General features: G+C 67.8%; 15 protein-coding genes and 1 rRNA gene. 2 read left to right on the forward strand and 14 right to left on the reverse strand.

The genetic code is table 11. The annotated features are described in order from the left end of the window. Positions 1 to 123: ribosomal RNA gene (locus MHN80_RS21860) — 16S ribosomal RNA — on the reverse strand; the annotation flags it as partial. A 736-nt stretch (positions 124 to 859) separates the two neighbouring features. Between MHN80_RS21860 and mftM the strand changes: the two genes are divergently transcribed. Continuing rightward, on the forward strand, positions 860 to 1,723 hold the full coding sequence (mftM, locus tag MHN80_RS21865) for a mycofactocin oligosaccharide methyltransferase MftM (protein WP_239403656.1): 864 nt from the start codon (positions 860 to 862) through the stop codon (positions 1,721 to 1,723). Positions 1,724 to 1,742: 19 nt separating this feature from the next. Here the strand turns inward: mftM and MHN80_RS21870 are convergent, their stop codons facing one another. The 7 genes from MHN80_RS21870 to murA form a co-directional block, all read right to left on the reverse strand. Continuing rightward, the gene (locus tag MHN80_RS21870; RefSeq protein ID WP_004021267.1) at positions 1,743 to 2,399 is read right to left on the reverse strand and encodes a response regulator transcription factor; all 657 of its coding nucleotides are present in this window, start codon (positions 2,397 to 2,399) and stop codon (positions 1,743 to 1,745) included. Beyond that, positions 2,396 to 3,775: a histidine kinase gene (locus tag MHN80_RS21875; RefSeq protein ID WP_239403657.1), complete on the reverse strand. Its 1,380-nt coding sequence runs from the start codon at positions 3,773 to 3,775 to the stop codon at positions 2,396 to 2,398. Before MHN80_RS21875 ends, MHN80_RS21870 begins: the two co-directional genes overlap by 4 nt. Next, positions 3,775 to 4,950, reverse strand: a complete 1,176-nt coding sequence (locus MHN80_RS21880; RefSeq protein WP_004021265.1) for an iron-containing alcohol dehydrogenase — start codon at positions 4,948 to 4,950, stop codon at positions 3,775 to 3,777. Before MHN80_RS21880 ends, MHN80_RS21875 begins: the two co-directional genes overlap by 1 nt. A gap of 82 nt (positions 4,951 to 5,032) precedes the next feature. After that, positions 5,033 to 6,574: a VWA domain-containing protein gene (locus tag MHN80_RS21885; RefSeq protein ID WP_004021264.1), complete on the reverse strand. Its 1,542-nt coding sequence runs from the start codon at positions 6,572 to 6,574 to the stop codon at positions 5,033 to 5,035. Further along, on the reverse strand, positions 6,571 to 7,683 hold the full coding sequence (locus MHN80_RS21890; protein WP_239403658.1) for a MoxR family ATPase: 1,113 nt from the start codon (positions 7,681 to 7,683) through the stop codon (positions 6,571 to 6,573). Before MHN80_RS21890 ends, MHN80_RS21885 begins: the two co-directional genes overlap by 4 nt. 74 nt (positions 7,684 to 7,757) lie before the next feature. Further along, entirely contained in the window at positions 7,758 to 9,029 is a 1,272-nt protein-coding gene (mdo, locus tag MHN80_RS21895) for an NDMA-dependent methanol dehydrogenase (protein ID WP_004021262.1), read from the reverse strand. Positions 9,030 to 9,168: 139 nt separating this feature from the next. Beyond that, on the reverse strand, positions 9,169 to 10,425 hold the full coding sequence (murA, locus tag MHN80_RS21900; protein WP_101818985.1) for a UDP-N-acetylglucosamine 1-carboxyvinyltransferase: 1,257 nt from the start codon (positions 10,423 to 10,425) through the stop codon (positions 9,169 to 9,171). Positions 10,426 to 10,535: 110 nt separating this feature from the next. Here murA and MHN80_RS21905 point away from each other — a divergent pair, with 110 nt between their 5' ends. Then, positions 10,536 to 11,180: a cob(I)yrinic acid a,c-diamide adenosyltransferase gene (locus MHN80_RS21905; RefSeq protein ID WP_239403659.1), complete on the forward strand. Its 645-nt coding sequence runs from the start codon at positions 10,536 to 10,538 to the stop codon at positions 11,178 to 11,180. Here the strand turns inward: MHN80_RS21905 and MHN80_RS21910 are convergent. The 6 genes from MHN80_RS21910 to MHN80_RS21935 all read right to left on the reverse strand — a co-directional run bounded on the left by MHN80_RS21910 (position 11,177) and on the right by MHN80_RS21935 (position 17,856). Further along, on the reverse strand, positions 11,177 to 11,617 hold the full coding sequence (locus MHN80_RS21910; protein WP_004021259.1) for a DUF2550 domain-containing protein: 441 nt from the start codon (positions 11,615 to 11,617) through the stop codon (positions 11,177 to 11,179). The two genes, MHN80_RS21905 and MHN80_RS21910, sit on opposite strands and share 4 nt — an antisense overlap. Before the next feature lie 218 nt (positions 11,618 to 11,835). Continuing rightward, on the reverse strand, positions 11,836 to 12,216 hold the full coding sequence (locus MHN80_RS21915) for a F0F1 ATP synthase subunit epsilon (RefSeq protein ID WP_004021258.1): 381 nt from the start codon (positions 12,214 to 12,216) through the stop codon (positions 11,836 to 11,838). 9 nt (positions 12,217 to 12,225) lie between these two features. Then, complete coding sequence (atpD, locus tag MHN80_RS21920; RefSeq protein ID WP_004021257.1) at positions 12,226 to 13,674, reverse strand: F0F1 ATP synthase subunit beta; 1,449 nt, start codon at positions 13,672 to 13,674, stop codon at positions 12,226 to 12,228. Between the two features lie 70 nt (positions 13,675 to 13,744). Further along, positions 13,745 to 14,668 (reverse strand): F0F1 ATP synthase subunit gamma, encoded by a 924-nt coding sequence (locus MHN80_RS21925; protein ID WP_004021256.1) that lies wholly within the window; start codon positions 14,666 to 14,668, stop codon positions 13,745 to 13,747. Positions 14,669 to 14,713: 45 nt separating this feature from the next. Beyond that, positions 14,714 to 16,342: a F0F1 ATP synthase subunit alpha gene (gene atpA / locus MHN80_RS21930; protein WP_004021255.1), complete on the reverse strand. Its 1,629-nt coding sequence runs from the start codon at positions 16,340 to 16,342 to the stop codon at positions 14,714 to 14,716. 89 nt (positions 16,343 to 16,431) lie between these two features. After that, entirely contained in the window at positions 16,432 to 17,856 is a 1,425-nt protein-coding gene (locus MHN80_RS21935; RefSeq protein WP_064571520.1) for a F0F1 ATP synthase subunit B/delta, read from the reverse strand.

Genomic DNA, 17,856 nt, shown 5'->3' on the forward strand with positions numbered 1-17,856 from the left:
ACCCACGTGTTACTCACCCGTTCGCCACTCGAGTACCCAGCAAGCTGGGCCTTTCCGTTCGACTTGCATGTGTTAAGCACGCCGCCAGCGTTCGTCCTGAGCCAGGATCAAACTCTCCATGAAAAAACAGTGAAACAAAACCAACCCCCAAAAAGAGCCGGCGTTTCAACACAAATCAGGAAAGCACAACCTGACCAAAATAAACCTAGCAAAATGTGACACCCAGACGGGGCCGAGCGCCACACAAAAAACAAACATCAACATCCACAAAAGATGCTCGATGCCATCAATTGGCATCAGACAATTCATCATCACACTATCGAGTTCTCAAAGAACACACACCCACCAGCTACCCACCCCTTCACAGGGCTCTCACCAGCAGACTTGCATGTCAACCAACCAAGCCACCCCGTCTCCGAGGCAACTCTTCCAGCCTACCAGACCCAAACCGCAGTCCGCAACTCCGAAAAATTTCGGACTCAAGGAACCTGGCAACCCTCACCATCCTACCCGAGACACAAACAGTCCCAACCAGAACAAACAAGGGGCGGCCAACGACAAACCCGGTCTCCACTCCCCGCCATCAGACCCTCTCAGGCCCTCCGGGGCGGCGCCGTGGCTCGCTGACTTGAAGAAAGTTACGCAACGGGATCGCCGGGGTCAAATCGCCTGTTCGCCGCCCGTCGTACTCGCCATCCGTGCAGGTCACAGCTCATCGGTCGGCGCCGAAATGCGCTGCCGCGCGGACAAACCGACGAATCACAGCGATGTGACGTGCGTCGCAAACCATCCTTTTGGTCAGGTCATCACCCCCTCTCGGGCAGTTATGCGCAGGTCAGGACGCTCTTACCGTCGACACATGACCGCGATCGATCTGGCAACGACCCCCACCACCACGTCTGTCGACGCGTCGCCGGCACTCCGACCCCCACCGCGTGTTCGCCGATCTCCGCTTGTCCCCCCGGGCTTCACACGTTGCGGCCTCCTCTCCTGGCGTAGGCAGGCAGGGTTCCTGCACATCGCCCATCCCTTCGACGAACGCAGCATCTCCGATGCGATGGTGGTCGACGGACTCGTGGCTCTCGTCGAAGCCGGGCTGCTGGCCGGCCAGGAGCAGTTCGAGTCGGCGGCGATGGGCATCATCCGCACCTCGGCGGCCACGTCCGACGATGCCTGGTCGGCCTTCTACGACAACTCGCTGCGCGAACTGCGTACGGGCGCATCGGCATTCGCGCCAGTGCACGAGCGTGCGCGCAGGCTCATCTCCGGCCGGACCGTCCTCGAGGTCGGATCGTGCTTCGGCTTCTTCGCCCTCGCGTGCGCCGTGGACGGCCTCCGGGTCTCCGCCTGCGACATCTCACCCGGAGCGGTGTCGCTGCTCTCCCGCGCTGCGCGCCGGCTCGGTCTGCCCGTCGCCGCGTCGGTCGGGAACGCGACCGCCCTCCCCTACGCCGACGAGTCGGCCGACACCGTCACCCTCATCCATCTACTCGAGCACCTCGACCCCGCAAGCGCGCACACCGCGATCAGCGAAGCGCTGCGGGTCGCCCGCCGACGCGTGATCATCGGTGTGCCGTTCGAGGACGAACCGAGTCCGCACTTCGGCCACCTGGTCCGACTCACCGAAGACGACCTGTACGACTGGGCACGCGCGGTCCCGCACGCCGAGGCCGAGGTCGTCGTCGATCACGGCGGCTGGCTCGTCCTCACCCCCGCACACTGACCCCGAACGGGGCACCGCCTCAGATCAGCCCGCGCTTGCTGGCGATGTACACCGCATCGGTCCGCTTGGACACACCTAGCTTGCGAATGATGTTGCGGATGTGGAACTTCACGGTCGACTCCGAGATGTAGAGCGTCTCGCCGATCCGCTTGTTGGACAGTCCGTCGGCGAGCAGCCGGAGCACCTCACGCTCCCGGTCACTGAGTGCCTCGGACGGCTCGTTCTCACCTGACACCGCACGCAACACGACTGCCGCGCTGCGTGGGTCGAACGCGCTGCCGCCGCCGGACACGGCCTGGATCGCGCGCACGAGTTCGGTCGTGTCGACGTCCTTGACCACGTACCCCCGGGCTCCCGCCCGCACGGCGCGCACCACCAGGTCATCGTCGAGGAACGTCGTGAGCACCAACGCCGCGACCTCCGGGTGGCGCTGCGCGATCTCCTTGATGAGACGCAGGCCCTCGTACTCGGTGCCGGCGGACAGCTTGAGGTCGACGACCACGACATCGGGACGGTGCGCGTTCACCTCGGCGAGCGCGGCGTCGGCCGAACCCGCCTCCCCGACCACGTCGACCACGTCTTCGCGCTCCAGCAGCGACCGCATGCCCTGGCGCAACAGAGCATGGTCGTCGACGAGCAGTGTGCGGATGGGACGTCTGATGGCGTTGTCGCTCAACCGAACTCCTTTGTTCCGAGCCGACCGTCGGCGTTGGCGGTGCTCACCGTGTCGAACGGGAGCGTTACGGCGACCCGGATCCCGCCGATGCGCGACCGGCGAATCCGGAGCTCGCCCCCGAGTTCGGCGGCGCGATACGACATGTTCGCGAGGCCGCGGTGCCGACCGGCCGTGAGATCGCCGAGCGACGCGGTGCGCATCACCCGGCGCAGATGCTCGGGGTCGCCGACGCCGTCGTCGTCGACCGACAGTCCGACGGTGCCCGCCGAATAGGTGAGCGTCACGGTGACCTGGTGGGCGCGGGCATGGACGGCGGCGTTGAACAGCGCCTCCCCGGCGATCCGCAGGAGGGCGTGCTGCACCTCGTCGGCGAGCTCACGCGACCGGCCCCGAACGTGGACGGCCGTCCGCAGATCCGGGGGCATGTGCAGCGAGCACAGTTCGGTCAGGACGTCGCGGACACTCGGCGACGGTGCGTTCGTCGCGTTGTTGAGCGCGTAGATGAACGACCGCAACTGTTCGACGGCCTCCTTGGTCAGCCGGCCGGCCATCTCCAGGCGATCGAGCGCGGGGCCCTCGACGAGGTCGCGGCACAGTTCGATCTGCACGCCTGCCGACAGCACCGACTGGGTCACCGAGTCGTGGAGTTCCCGGGCGATCCGGGCGCGCTCCTCGTTGAGCACGGTCGCCCGCATCGCGGCCGACAGCTCCCGCTGGGTGCGCTCCAGTTCGGTGTTGCGCTTCGCCAGTTCCGTTGCGTGGCGGTCGGTCTCGGAGAACAGCTCGGCGTTGAGCAATGCGACGATCGCCTGGCTGGCCAGGATGCGCAGGACGACCAGGTCGGTGGGGTCGACCAGTCGACCGACCGGTGTCCAGGCCGACAGTCCCCCGACGACGCTGCCATCGAGTTCGACCGGCACGTGAACGTGGTCTTCCTGCAGGATCGCGCCGTGCAGGACGGTCTCGTGCCCGCGCAGGATGTCGTTGAGCCGGTTCAGTACCTCGTCGGGCAGGTCGTCGGGCGCGGCGGCCCGTTCGGATCCTTCGAAGGCGTAGAGCCGGCCGCTGCCAGCGCTGATGAGGTGACGCGGGGCCGATTGTTCCAGCCGGCCGTCCGCGAGCGCGAAGACGACCCAGTCCGCGCCGAGATGGTCGCGGGCTGCCTCGACGACCGCGATGACCAGCGCTTCGGGGCCTTCGGCTGTGCGGACGAGAGCGCGCGAGATCCGCTCGAGCGCACCGACCACGCGACTCAGCCGCGCCTCGACGCCGCGAAGCGCCGCATAGTGACTCCCCTTGACACTGCGGAGTCCGACCAGGCTGTCGAGGTCGGCCTGTTCCGGAAGAGCGCTCCGCTCGGGTGACGGACCGGTCATCAGAGCGCTTCGGCGTAGAGGTCCCGGATGCCCGCGGCCTGCGGTCGCCGCGGGTTGGTGGTCATGCACGAATCGGCCAGCGCGTGGGTGGTGAGGCGGTCGAGGTCGGTGGTGCGCACGCCCAGCGGTTCGAGCGATGCCGGCATGCCCACCCGGGCGCCGAGCGCGGCGACGGCGTCGGCGAGCCGGTCGGCGACGGTCCGGGCGTCGCCGGAGGTCTCGACCCCGATGGCGTCGGCCAGGTCGACGAATCCGTCCGCACACACGTGGGCGTTGTACCGGATCACATGCGGCAGCAGGACGGCGTTGATCGCACCGTGCGGCGCGTCGCAGTGACCGCCGACCGGGTGACTCATCGCGTGGGTCGCGCCGAGGATCGCATTGGTGAACGCCATCCCGGCACGCAGCGCGGCCAGCGACATCTCCTCGGCCGCCACTGCGTCCCGCGGGTCGTCGACGAGCCGCTCGAGATGCGTCCACACCCCGCGGATCGATTCCAGCGCAAGCGAATCCGTGAGACGTCCATGCGCGAGCGAGACATAGGCCTCGACGCAGTGGGTCAGTACGTCCATCCCGACCTGAGCGGTGACCTCGGCCGGGGCGGTCATCAGCAGGGTCGGGTCGCTCACCGTCACGTCCGGCACGAGCGACCGCCCGATGATGGTCACCTTGGTGCGCCGCTCGGCGTCGTTGATGATGCAGAACTGGGAGACGTCCGCGCCGCTGCCGGCCGTTGTCGGCACCGCGATGAGCGGCGGGAGTGGGCGCCGGGCGCGGTCGATTCCCTCGTATTCGAGGATGTGACCCCCGTTGGCGGCCAGCACGGCCACCCCTTTGGCGGCGTCGATCACCGAGCCTCCGCCCAGGGCGACGAGTCCGTCGGCGTCGTGCGCCTTGTACGCGAGAAACGCGGCCGCGACCTCGCCGGACCGCGGGTTGGGCGACACGTCCAGGTAGGACGCCGCATCGAGGCCGCCGGCCCGCAGCCCGGCGATCAGCTGCGCGTACCAGGGTGTGCGTTCCAGACAGCGGTCGCTCACCACGAACGGCCGGCGCATCCCGAGTCCCGCCGTCGCGACCGGCACCTCCCCGAACGCGCCCGGTCCCAGGACGATCTCCGGCGTGTGGAACTTGGCGACCTGGCCCGATGTCCGCCGGCGCGCATCACCCAGCATCCGACCTGCCTCTCGTCCTCTGCCCCGATCACAACCACCACACCGACCGTCCCGGCTCACCGGTACCCCGACGCTACCCACCTCATCTGAGCGCCGCACCCAACTCGTCGCAGCGCGCGAGCATCTCGGCACCGTCTCGAACGCTGACGACACCACTGCAGTGTTCGGCGTAGTCGGCCATCGCGCAGCCGGATTGCGACCAGTACCGTTCGGGTTCCGGTGTGATCCAGGCGATCCGATGCGACCGGCGGCCGACCTCGGCGACGAGGTCGACACGTGGGTCGAGTCCGTTGCTGCGCGCGTCCCCGACGACGAGCACCGACGTCCGCCTGCTGATCAGGTCCCCGAAATCGCCCAGCAACTCGCCGAACATCCGCCCGTAGTCGCTCGTCGCGGCGAGATCCAGACCGTCGGCGGCGAGCACCGCCGCGAGAGCCGAGTCGGCCGCCGCGGTCCGCAGGGCGGTCGTGACGCGCACCGGCCGATCGACGAACGCGACGACCTCACATCGGTCGCCGAAGCGGTGCAGTGTCTGTGCCAGACGCAGGATGAACCCGGTGACCGGGCGGACCGACAGCGAGACGTCGACGAGTACCAGCATCCGGACCGGACCGGGCCGCCTGCGGCGCCGCCACAGTTCGGCGGGCACGCCGTCGGTCGCGACCGCCGCGCGCATGGTCGCGCGGATGTCGAGGGCACCGCGGTCGACCGGGCGGACCACCCGACGCGGTGCACCGCGCATGCGCTGGATCAGCCGGTGGCAGGCGCGATCGATCTCGGCCTGGTCGACGTACCCCTCGGCCGGCCGGTCGGACCCGGACACCGCCTCGACGCCGCCGTCGGCGTCCAGCCGGGAGACCAGCGCATCGACAAAAGCACCGAGTGCGCGTTCGAGTTCGGCCCGCCGGGCCTCGCCGAGATCCTCGTTTCCGTCGGCGCCGTATGCCTTGCGCGGATCGTAGGCGTCGAGCGCAGCGAGGATGGCGTGGGCGCCGGTGAGCCCGAGCGGCCGGCTCGAGACCCGGGCCGCCGATCCGGTCAGCTCGCCGACGGTCGCCGAGTCGGCGGTGTCGACCTCGACCGTGTACGTCACTCCCCCGCCGGTCGTGCCGCCGTCCGGGTCGACGCCGAGCTGTTCGGCGCCGGCCGACACGCTGAAGTCGTTCTCCTCCCGGTGAGCGCTCTCGGCGTCACGGTGCGCGGCATCGGGATCATCGGCCATCAAGTGGCCGATCTCATCGGTGTGTTCGTCGGCTCCTATCTGGCGGGCAGCGCCCTCGAACTCGTCGTCCCAGACCACGTCGTCGGGCAGATCAGCCGCGACGCCACGGGCCCGGGGAAGGTCGTCCTCATCCGGCTGATCGGGGTCGGCGCCGAGGAAGAACAGTGCGAAGGCACGCTCGAAACCCGCTGTCTCATAACCGTATTTCACGCACACGCTCTGTAGCGCCGCACGCAGGACCACCGGCTCGGCGGCACCGACCATCGACAGGGTCCGGCGGATCTCGATGACCTCGGCGGGCGAGGCCGCGACCCCCGAACTCCGCAGGACCCGTCCGAACGTGACCGCGAGCAGGTCGAGCGGGTCGGCACGCCTCGACGCGACGACCGACATCGGGGTCATCGGCCCGGGCGGCCACCCGCACTGCGGGCACGCCCGGCACCGAACGCACGGGCGGTCACCGACCCGCCGGGCGTCGTCCCGTCGACCCCGACGGGCGACCCGACCGCCGTTGATCCACCGGAGTCGGCGCCGGCGGACAGTGCGCGCCGGGCGATCTCACCGTCGGAGCCGAACTTCACGAGCAGGGCGAGCAGAGCACTGTGGTCATCCGCGCCGATCGGTCTTCCCGGTTGCCCGTCGCGTGCGCCGAGGTAGGAGGCGGCTCGCGCCGCGTCGATCACCTCTGCAATGGACGGACTCTTGCGCAACGGGAGGTCCCGGAGACGACGCGCGAGATCGACCACCTCACCGATGATCGCTTCCTCGACGTCGGGCGCACGGACCGCGACGATGTCCCGCTCGGTCTGCGGGTCCGGGTAGTCGACCTGGAAGTGCAGGCAGCGACGCTTGAGCGCCGGCGAGAGTTCGCGGGTGTCGTTGGAGGTCAGGATGACCCACGGCGACGATCGGGCGGTGAACGTCCCGAGTTCGGGGACGGTCACCTGACGCTCGGCGAGGACCTCGAGCATGACCGCCTCCATCGCCTCGTCGGTGCGGTCTATCTCGTCGACGAGCAGGACCGTCGGCGACGGCGACGTGATGGCCGCCATCAGCGGCCGGGCCACCAGGAAGTCCTCGGTGTAGACGCCGACCTCGGCACGCGCCAGCGCCGAACTGGCGGCCGAGAGGGTCGTCTCGGCAGCGAGTTCGACACTGATCCGATCGCGCAGCATCTGCACATGGAGAAGCTGTCGCGCGTAGTCCCATTCGTAGAGGGCGCGCGACTCGTCGAGACCCTCATAACACTGCAGCCGGACGAGCTCGCGCCCCGACGCCGCCGCCAGCGCTTTCGCCAGCTCCGTCTTGCCGACCCCGGCCGGCCCCTCCAGCAGGAGGGGCCGGTCGAGGAGTGTCGCGAGATGGACGACGACCGCCAGTTCCGGACCGATCAGATAGCCCTGCCCACCCAGCGCGTCGGTCAGCTCCTCCACGGACGGGAAGGAACGGCTGTCCGGGGTGTCCCGGGTGATGTCCTCGGGCGTTTCCCGAGGTGCGCAGACGTGCGTCATCGGATGTCGGACTCCTTGTCGGCCTGTGGCTCTCGGATCGGGCGGGTTCGGATCAGGCGGGCGGGCAGGACGGATCAGTAGCTGCCGGTGAAGGCGTGCGCCACCATCGGGATCAGCGATTCGACGGTGCTCTCACGCGGGTTGCCCGGCGTGCACCAGTCGTCCATCATGTGCTCGGCGATGGCGCGGATCTGCTTGTCCGAGGTGTCCATGGTCTCGCCGCGGCCCTCGTACTTGCCGGTGTTCATGCGGTTCTTGTCGTAGCTGCTCGTCGACAGTTGACCGAAGTTGTCCGGGATACCGAGGTCCTTGCCGAGGCGGATGGCCTCCTCCACGGCGGCGTCGGCGGCCTGGACCGTCGTCATCTTCGACGTGTCGACACCGAGCAGCGCGGCGATCTCGGCGTAACGCTCGTAGCGAGACGGCAGGTTGTACTCCCAGACGCGGGGCAGGGCGATGGCGTTGTTCAGCCCGTGATGGCTGTCGTAGAACGCGCTCACCGCATGCGACAGCGAGTGCACGAGACCGAGACCGCCGGAGTTGAACGCCTGCGCGGAGATGTACTGCGCGTACATCATCCCGGTGCGGGCCGCCAGGTTCCGCGGGTCGTACACGGCGGTGCGCAGATGGTCGCGGATCAGCTCGATCGAGTACTTGGCATTGCCCAGTGACGGCGCGAAGTCCAGACGCGAGACGTACGGCTCGCTCGCGTGGGCCAGCACGTCGAAGCCACAGAACGCGGTGAAGTGTTCGGGGCACGTGTAGTAGAGCAGCGGGTCGTCCATCGCCAGGTCGACGAGACACGTGTCGTCGAACGCCACCCACTTGTGCGGCTTGTTCATGTCCGAGGTGTCGGTGATGACGTACGCCCAGGAGGTCTCCGACCCCGTGCCGGCCGTGGTCGAGACCGCGATGTGCTTGGGGTTCTCTTTGTTGGTCGCCTTGGAGAAGCCCTCGAACTCGTTGATGTTGCGGCCGTCGTGCGCGATGACCATGCGGGCGCCCTTGGCGGCATCATGACTGGAACCGCCGCCCACCGAGATGATGCCGTCGCACTTCTCCGACTGGTAGAGGGCCGCGGCGTCCATGCAGTTGTAGTCCTTGGGGTTGGACTCCACCTGGTCGTAGAGGACGACGTCGACGCCCTGGTACTCGATCTTGCCGATCAGCTCCTCGATGATCCCGGAACCGCGCAGCCCCGTGGTCATCAGCAGTGCGCGGGTCATGCCCAGATCCTTGGCCTCGACACCGAGCATGTCGTGCGCGCCGACACCCAGCTTCGCCTTCGGGAACGGGTGGAACTCCTTGATCGGGAAGTCCCAGATCTGGTTCAGCTCAATGGCCATGGTGGTGAACTCCTTGTGACGGTTGGGTCTGTCACAACGAGAATGTCGCCCAGATCACAACCGGGACAAGGGGTCCTGCCCGTACTCGACTACAGTGCACCCGGTCGGACGGGCCGGCACCTGTCCGATCGGACAGGGTTCAGTCGCGCACGCGCTCGATCTCGCCGCCGAGACTGCGCAGGATCTCCACGAAGTGGGGGTATCCGCGATCGATGTGCTCGACGTCGTGCACCTCGGTCACCCCGTCGGCGACGAGCCCGGCCAGCACGAGGCCGGCGCCGGCGCGGATGTCCGAGCACCAGACCGGCGCGCTCGACAGGCGGTCGATCCCGCGGATGACCGCGTGGTGGCCGTCGGTCCGGGCGTCGGCCCCGAGACGGACCATCTCCTCGACGAAGCGGAAGCGGGCCTCGAAGACGTTCTCGGTGATGACCGACATGCCGTCGGAGATCGCGGCCAGACCGATCGCCATCGGTTGCAGATCGGTGGGAAAGCCGGGGAACGGCAGGGTGGACACGTTGACGGCGGTGGGCCGGCGGTCGTGCCGGACCCGGAAGCCGTCGTCAAAGGTGTCGACCACGGCCCCGGTATCGCCCAGTTTGTTCAGAACCAACTGCAGGTGTTCGGGTTTCACGCCGCGCACGGTGACGTCACCGCGGGTCATCGCGGCCGCGATACCCCAGGTCGCGCCGACGATGCGGTCCCCGACCACCCGGTGGGTCGTCGGATGCAGTCGGTCGACACCGACGACGGTCAGGGTCGAGGTGCCGGCACCGTCGATCTGTGCGCCCATCTGCTGCAGCATCACGCAGAGGTCGACGATCTCGGGCTCACGCGCGGCGTTGTCGATGGTGGTCTGTCCCTCGGCGAGCACCGCGGCCATGAGGATGTTCTCGGTCGCACCCACCGACGGGAACTCCAGCGCGATCGGAGCGCCGACCAGGGTGTCGGCCTCGGCCACCACACAACCGTGCTCGATGGTGCTCGTGGCGCCGAGCGCGCGCAGACCCGCCTGATGCATGTCGAGCGGCCGCGAGCCGATCGCGTCGCCACCGGGCAGCGCGACGACCGCGCGATGGCACCGCGCCATCAACGGGCCGAGGACGCAGACCGAGGCGCGGAACTGACGGACCGCCGCGAAATCGGCGTGGAATTTCGGCTCGGCAGGAGCGGTGATGGTGACCGTCTCGCCCTCCATCTCGACGACCGCACCCAGACCGCGGAGCACGTCGGCCATCAGCGGGACGTCGGCGATCTCGGGTGCATTGGTCAGCACGGTCGTCCCCTCGGCGAGGAGGGCCGCGGCCATGAGTTTCAGGACGCTGTTCTTCGCGCCACCCACTGCCACCTCGCCGGACAGACGCGCTCCCCCGGACACCAGAAACCGATCGCTCACGCCTGCCACCTTAACCGCCCGGGTTCGCGGCCCCCGGCCCAGTGGGTCCGACCCCGCACGTCCGAGACCGCGCGTCGGGCCACCCGGCCATCGCGCAGTACATTCGACGCATGGCGGTACACCTGACGAGGATCTACACCCGGACCGGTGACGACGGCTCCACCGGACTGAGCGACTTCTCCCGGGTTCCCAAGACCGATCCGCGCGTGGTCGCCTACGCCGACTGCGACGAGGCGAATGCCACCATCGGTCTCGCCCTGGCACTCGGCGGCGAGGTACCCGACGACATCCGAGCGGTCCTCACTACCGTCCAGAACGATCTCTTCGACGCCGGAGCCGACCTGTCGACACCCGTCGTCGACTATCCCCAGTACCCGCCGTTGCGCATCGCGCAGGACTACATCGACGCACTCGAGCGGTGGTGCGACGCCTTCGGCGCCGAGCTGCCCGCGCTGGACTCCTTCATCCTGCCGGGCGGCACACCCCTTGCCGCCCTGTTGCACCAGGCACGAACGGTGACCAGGCGAGCGGAACGGTCGGCGTGGGCTGCGGTGTCGGCTCATCCGGACGACACGAGCGTCTTGCCGGCCAAGTACCTCAACCGGTTGTCCGACCTGCTGTTCATCCTGTCGCGGGTCGCGAACCGCACTCGCCCCACCGCGGGAGGCGACCAGCAAGGCGCGGACTCACCCGGTGACGTCAAGTGGGTTCCGGGCGGTAGCCGACAGCGGCCGGCCTCGAAGAGCGAGTCCTAGGCGCTCTTGCGCCGCTGCGATCGCGCGGACTGCCGGGATTCCAGCCAGGACTGGAACGCGGTCACCGCACCCGGGCCCATCGCCAGTTCGTAATCGTCGTCGGCCTGGCCGGCCGACTGCACCTGCAGGATGAGCATCCCGTCGAGGATCTCGGTCTCGGTCCCCTCCGGCGCTCGACGACCGGAGATCTCCATGCCCTGTCGGGCGAACGTCACGTTCGGTCCCGGTTTCAGGGACGTGAGGCGGTAGTACCGGAGCGAGTGATCGCTGTAGTGCACGGTGCCGTGCCGCCATCCCTCGTCGACCGCGGCGGGCACGGTGCGCAGCAGGACCGGCGTGCCGGCACGCCGGAGCTGGGCGAGACGAATCGTCAAGAAGGCGCACAACAGGACCGCCACCGCCAGCAGCACACTGAGCAACACGACCGCCAGCGACATCACCTACTCCTTCGTGCAGTCACCGCGTGCGGGCGAAAGCGTCGAACCCGGTAGGGCTCAAGACGGCTCGGGCTGCGCACACGCGGGACAGGGGGCTGTGATGACAAGCATGCCAGAACCCGCACATGACACGCCAAACGGCCTCGGCCGGCCATCGGATCTCTCCCGATGGCCGGCCGAGGCCGCTTGTTGAACCCAGACCGCTCGCGCGGGCCGTTCTAGCGTGAAAGGTGTTGTGCCGCAGTCAGACGCGCGTGAGCACGGTGGTACTCCGGCGAATCCGGCTCCGCCTCGTCGAGCGCGGTCTTCTCCGCGTTGACGTCGACGTCGTCAGCCCAGTCGGCAGACTCCGCCAGCACCGTCACGGCCTCGCCGGTGACGGAGAGGAACCCGCCCTCGACCGCAGCCGCACGACGGTTGCCGTTCTCCTCGACGATGACCACGAAGCCACCCGGGACCAGCTGGCCCAGGAGCGGCTCGTGGTTGGCCAGGACACCCAGCTCACCGACGGTGGTCTGCGCGATCACGAACGTGGCCTCTCCCGAGTACAGGCTCTGATCCGCGGAGACAACCTCCACGTGGAAGGACTTCTCAGCCATGGCGAATCGCTACTTTCCGCTGATCTTGGCGGCGGCGGCCTCCACGTCGTCGAGTCCACCGCAGCTGTTGAACGCCTGCTCGGGCAGGTGGTCGAACTCGCCCTTGGCGACACGGTCGAAGGCCTCGATGGTGTCGGCGAGCGGGACGACCGAGCCCTTCTGGCCGGTGAACTTCTCGGCGACGAGGAAGTTCTGGCCGAGGAACTTCTGGATACGGCGCGCGCGCTGCACCGTGACCTTGTCCTCTTCGGAGAGCTCGTCCATACCGAGGATGGCGATGATGTCCTGCAGCTCCTTGTACTTCTGCAGGATGCGCTTGACCTCGTTGGCGACGCGGAAGTGCTCGTCGCCCACGATCGACGCCTCGAGGATGCGCGAGGTCGAGGTCAGCGGGTCCACGGCGGGGTAGATACCCAGCTGCGAGATCGGACGCGAGAGCTCGGTGGTCGCATCGAGGTGAGCGAACGTGGTGGCCGGCGCCGGGTCGGTGTAGTCGTCGGCGGGGACGTAGATCGCCTGCAGCGAGGTGATCGAGCGACCCTTCGTCGAGGTGATGCGCTCCTGGAGCTCACCCATCTCGTCGGCCAGGGTCGGCTGGTAACCGACCGCGGACGGCATACGACCGAGGAGGGTCGAGACCTCCGAGCCGGCCTGCGTGAAGCGGAAGATGTTGTCGATGAAGAGCAGCACGTCCTGGTGCTTCACATCGCGGAAGTACTCCGCCATGGTCAGCGCCGAGAGAGCCACGCGCATACGCGTACCCGGCGGCTCGTCCATCTGGCCGAACACCAAGGCGGTGTCCTGGAGAACGCCCATCTCCTCCATCTCGAGGTGGAGGTCGGTGCCCTCACGGGTGCGCTCGCCAACGCCGGCGAACACCGAGGTGCCGGAGAACTCACGCGCGATACGCGTGATCATCTCCTGGATGAGGACGGTCTTGCCGACGCCCGCACCACCGAACAGACCGATCTTGCCGCCCTTGACGTACGGGGTCAGCAGGTCGATGACCTTGATGCCGGTCTCGAGGATCTCGGTCTTGCCCTCGAGCTCGTCGAAGGCCGGCGGCTTGCGGTGGATGCTCCACTGCTCGCCGTCGCGGCCGAGGCCCGGGCTGTCGAGGCAGTCACCGAGGGCGTTGAAGACGTGACCCTTGACGACGTCACCGACCGGCACGACGATCGACTTGCCGGTGTCGGACACAGCCGCGCCGCGGACCAGGCCGTCGGTCGGCTGCATCGAGATGGTGCGCACCAGGTTGTCACCGAGATGCTGGGCGACCTCGAGGGTCAGCGTCTTGGCGACCGAGGAGAGGGCGACCTCGGCGTGGAGGGCGTTGAACAGTTCAGGAATCGAGCCCCGCGGGAACTCGACGTCGACCACGGGGCCGATGATGCGGACGACCCGCCCGTCGGCGGAACCCGCCGACTTCGCGGAGGGGGTTTCTACTGCTGCGGTCATGGTGCTTGGGTCACTTCCTCTTTATCGAAGTATGGGTTCTCGTCGATCCGGGCTCGTCTGGCGCAGACGGCTAGTTCGCCAGTGCGCTCGAGCCGCCGACGATCTCGCTGATTTCCTGGGTGATCTGGGCCTGGCGGAGCTGGTTGGCCTCGCGCGACAACGACTTGGACAGTTCCTCGGCGTTGTCGGTCGCGGCCTTCATCGCGGTACGGCGCGCGGCCGATTCCGAAGCCGACGAATCCAGCAGTGCCGCGTAGACCCGCGTCGCCACGTACTTCGGCAGCAGCGCGTCGAGCAGTGTCTCGGCCCCGGGCTCGAAGGTGTAGTTGCGCGACGGCGTGTCGTCGGACGAGTCATCGTCTTCGGAGACGACCAGCGGGGCGACCCGCCGGACCTCGGGCACCTGCGCCAGCATCGACTGGAAGCGGGTGTAGACCAGATGGAGCTCGTCGACGCCCTCGAGCTTGCCGTCACCTTCCGGACGATCGACCTCGGTGCCCGAACCGGCCTGGAAGAGATCCACCAGGAAGCTGGTCGCGGTCGCGGCATCGGAGTACTGCGGGGACTCCGAGAAGCCCGTCCACGAGTCCGAGATCTCCAGACCACGGAAGCTGAAGAACCCGACACCCTTGCGGCCCATCACGAACAGGACCGCCTCTTTGCCCTCGTCGCGCAGGAGTGCGATGAGCTCGCGGGTCGCCTTGAGCACGTTGGCGTTGTAACCGCCACACATTCCGCGGTCACTGGTCACGACCAGGATCGCGGCGCGCTTCGGGTTCTCCCGCTCGTTGAGCAGCGGGTTGTCCAGCGATCCCGAGTTGCTCGCCAGCTCCGAGAGCACGGCGGTCATCTCCTGCGAGTACGGCTTGGCCGCGGCCACCCGTCCCTGGGCCTTGGTGATACGCGAGGTCGCGATCAGCTCCTGAGCCTTGGTGATCTTCTTGGTCGACTGGACCGACCGGATGCGTGAGCGCAGCTCACGAATGCTGGCCATGAGCCCTCACCCCTTCCTTTTCGCGATGTCCGTTGACGAGTGAGATCACTTGCGGATCTTGATCTCTTCGTTCTCGACGTTGTCGGCATCCATCGCCTCGGCCTCGGCCTCGTTGACGACACGACGGCCGTCGTGGGTGAGGTAGCCGTTCTTGAACTTGTTGGTCTCGGCGATCAGGGCCTCGGCCTGGTCGTCGGTGAGCACCTTGCCGCCGGCGATCGAGTCGTAGACACCGGTCGCGTTGTGGTGCAGGTGGCTCAGCAGCTGGGTCTCGAAGTTGCGCACGTCGTCGACCGGGACCGAGTCGTAGTGGCCCTCACCGCAGAGGTAGATCGAGACGATCTGGTCCTCGACCGAGAAGGGGCTGTACTGGTCCTGCTTGAGCATCTCGACCCACCGGGCACCGCGCTCGAGCTGCGCCTTCGACGCGTCGTCGAGGTCGGAGGCGAAGGCCGAGAAGGCCTCCAGCTCGCGGAACTGGGCCAGCTCCAGACGCAGCGAACCCGAGACCTTCTTGAGGCCCTTGGTCTGTGCGGCACCACCGACGCGCGACACCGAGGTGCCGACGTTGATGGCGGGACGGACGCCCTTGTTGAAGAGGTCCGACTCCAGGAACACCTGTCCGTCGGTGATCGAGATGACGTTGGTCGGGATGAAGGCCGAGACGTCGTTGGCCTTGGTCTCGATGATCGGCAGGCCGGTCATCGAACCGCCACCGAGTTCGTCGGACAGCTTCGCGCAACGCTCCAGCAGACGGGAGTGCAAGTAGAAGACGTCACCGGGGTATGCCTCGCGGCCCGGCGGACGACGCAGCAGCAGCGAGATCGCGCGGTAGGCCTCGGCCTGCTTGGTCAGGTCGTCGAACACGATGAGGACGTGCTTGCCCTGGTACATCCAGTGCTGGCCGATGGCCGAGCCGGTGTACGGGGCGAGCCACTTGAAGCCGGCCGAGTCGGACGCGGGAGCCGCGACGATGGTGGTGTACTCCATCGCGCCGGCCTCTTCGAGCGCCGACTTGACGCCCGCGATGGTCGAACCCTTCTGACCGATGGCGACGTAGATGCAGCGGACCTGCTTGGAGGGGTCGCCGGTCTCCCAGTTGGCCTTCTGGTTGAGGATCGCGTCGATGCAGACCGCGGTCTTGCCGGTCTTGCGGTCGCCGATGACGAGCTGACGCTGTCCGCGGCCGATGGCGGTCATGGCGTCGATGGCCTTGATACCGGTGGCGAGGGACTCCTCGACCGGCTGGCGCTCGAGCACCGACGCGGCCTGCAGCTCGAGGACGCGCTGCTCGTCGGCCTCGATGTCGCCCTGACCGTCGATCGGGGCGCCCAGCGGGTTGACCACGCGTCCGAGGAACGCGTCGCCGACGGGGACGGAGAGCACGTCGCCGGTACGGCTGACCTGCTGGCCTTCTTCCAGGGACTCGTAGTCACCCAGGATGACGGCGCCGATCTCGTCCTCGTCGAGGTTCAGTGCGACGCCGAGGACGCCGCCCGGGAACTCGAGGAGCTCATTGGCCATTGCGCTCGGAAGGCCGCTGACGTGAGCGATGCCGTCCGAGGTATCGGTGATGATGCCGACCTCGTCGCGCGACGCTTCGGCTTCGAACGACGAGACGTACTGCTCGATCGCTCCCTTGATCTCGTCTGGTGAGATCGTCAACTCCGCCATGGGTTCTCGTCTTTCCTTGATGTGGCTCTGAGACTCAAAGGTCTGAGCTCTGGGGCTTCGTGGGTTCGGGTGGTCGGGTGAGGAGCTCGTCAGCGCGGCAGTGTTTCCGCGGCCTTGGCCAGTCGCGTCGCGACATCGGCGTCGATGACCTCGTCGCCGACGCTGATCCGGAGACCGCCGAGCAGCTCCGGCGCGATCTCGGTCTGCACCGAGATGGTCCGACCGTAGATTCCGCCGAGCACGCTCGACAGGCGATCGATCTGGGCGTCCGACAGCGGTGAGGCGGACACCACGTGGGCGACCGACTCGCCACGACGGGCGGCGGCCAGCTCGGCGAGCTGATCGACCGCGACGTCCGCGGCCTGGCCGTGCAGCAGGCGCACGGTCGAGGACAGCAACGTCCAGGTGTGGGTGCCGACCTTGTCGCCGACCAGCTTCTGGAGCAGGTCGACGCGTTTGTCGGCGTCCTTGCCGTGGTCCGACAGCAGCGAGGAGAGCTGCGGGTTGGCCTCGAGGACTCGGCTCACACGGAAGAGCTCGTCCTCGACCTGCTCGATGACCCCGTCGCGTTCGGCGGCGGTGAGCACGATCAGGGAGTTCTGGCGGCGCAGACCGACGACGAAGTCGCTCGACGACGACCACCGCTGACTCGAGGCGGTCGCGAGCACCTCGACGACCACCGGGGCGACCTTGCCGTCGAACAGGCGGTGCACCAGGGCCTTCTTGCCCTCGGGGTTCTCGTCGTCCTCGACCAGACGCTTGCGCAGCACCGGGTTCTCGCCGAGGAAGTTGATCGCCGCGGTGAGGTCACCCGACGCGGCGGCGAGCGCCGACCCGTCGAGATCGAGTGCCGCCGAATCGAATTGCTCGGAGACGGCCAGTGCGGCATCACGGCTGGCCGCACGCATGGCGTGTAGACCGACGAGCGAGGCGCTCGAGGCGACCGCGTTCGACGAACCCGCCGACATCTCCTCGAGTTCGTCGATCACCCGGTCGACGCTGGCCGCCTGGGCCGAGTCGTCGGCCAGGTGGTTGCGCACCAGTTCGCCGGCCTTGTCGACGGCGGTGAGTCCGAGGTCGGTCCGCAACTGACGGACCAGGTTGGCACGCACCAGGGCGACCTGGTTGCGGCCGTGCTCGGAGATGCGCTTGACCTCGTGATCAGCCTGGGCGCGGATGTCGGAGGTGATCGCCTCGGCATCGGCCGCGGCGTCCTTCTGCATCTGCTCGGCCTCGGCCTTGGCCTCGGCGACGGCCTTCTCACGTGCCTGCTTGCCGTCGTCGACGCGCTTGGCGGCAGCCGCACTCTCGGCGAGCTGCTGACGGACGGTCTCCTGTCGATCCCGCATCATCTTCTGCACCGGCGGGCGGACGTACTTCCACAGCAGGAAGATGATGACCGCGAAGCCGAAGAGCTGAGCGATGAAGATCGCGGGGTCGAACGCAGCACCGATGTCGTGGAGCCAGGTGCCGATGGGGCCCTGGTCGGACTCGGTCTCAGTGTTGGCAGCCAT

The sequence above is a fragment of the Gordonia sp. McavH-238-E genome (assembly GCF_022348225.1).
GTDB lineage: Bacteria > Actinomycetota > Actinomycetes > Mycobacteriales > Mycobacteriaceae > Gordonia > Gordonia terrae.

Bases quoted from the DNA above. Each gene is read 5' to 3' on its own strand.
- MHN80_RS21915 (WP_004021258.1), bottom strand. From the start codon at position 12,216: ATGGCTGAGAAGTCCTTCCACGTGGAGGTTGTCTCCGCGGATCAGAGC.
- MHN80_RS21905 (WP_239403659.1), top strand. From the start codon at position 10,536: ATGGCGGTACACCTGACGAGGATCTACACCCGGACCGGTGACGACGGC.
- atpA (WP_004021255.1), bottom strand. From the start codon at position 16,342: ATGGCGGAGTTGACGATCTCACCAGACGAGATCAAGGGAGCGATCGAG.
- MHN80_RS21935 (WP_064571520.1), bottom strand. From the start codon at position 17,856: ATGGCTGCCAACACTGAGACCGAGTCCGACCAGGGCCCCATCGGCACC.
- MHN80_RS21890 (WP_239403658.1), bottom strand. From the start codon at position 7,683: ATGACGCACGTCTGCGCACCTCGGGAAACGCCCGAGGACATCACCCGG.
- mftM (WP_239403656.1), top strand. From the start codon at position 860: ATGACCGCGATCGATCTGGCAACGACCCCCACCACCACGTCTGTCGAC.
- atpD (WP_004021257.1), bottom strand. From the start codon at position 13,674: ATGACCGCAGCAGTAGAAACCCCCTCCGCGAAGTCGGCGGGTTCCGCC.
- MHN80_RS21885 (WP_004021264.1), bottom strand. From the start codon at position 6,574: ATGACCCCGATGTCGGTCGTCGCGTCGAGGCGTGCCGACCCGCTCGAC.
- MHN80_RS21925 (WP_004021256.1), bottom strand. From the start codon at position 14,668: ATGGCCAGCATTCGTGAGCTGCGCTCACGCATCCGGTCGGTCCAGTCG.
- MHN80_RS21910 (WP_004021259.1), bottom strand. From the start codon at position 11,617: ATGTCGCTGGCGGTCGTGTTGCTCAGTGTGCTGCTGGCGGTGGCGGTC.
- MHN80_RS21880 (WP_004021265.1), bottom strand. From the start codon at position 4,950: ATGCTGGGTGATGCGCGCCGGCGGACATCGGGCCAGGTCGCCAAGTTC.
- mdo (WP_004021262.1), bottom strand. From the start codon at position 9,029: ATGGCCATTGAGCTGAACCAGATCTGGGACTTCCCGATCAAGGAGTTC.
- MHN80_RS21875 (WP_239403657.1), bottom strand. From the start codon at position 3,775: ATGACCGGTCCGTCACCCGAGCGGAGCGCTCTTCCGGAACAGGCCGAC.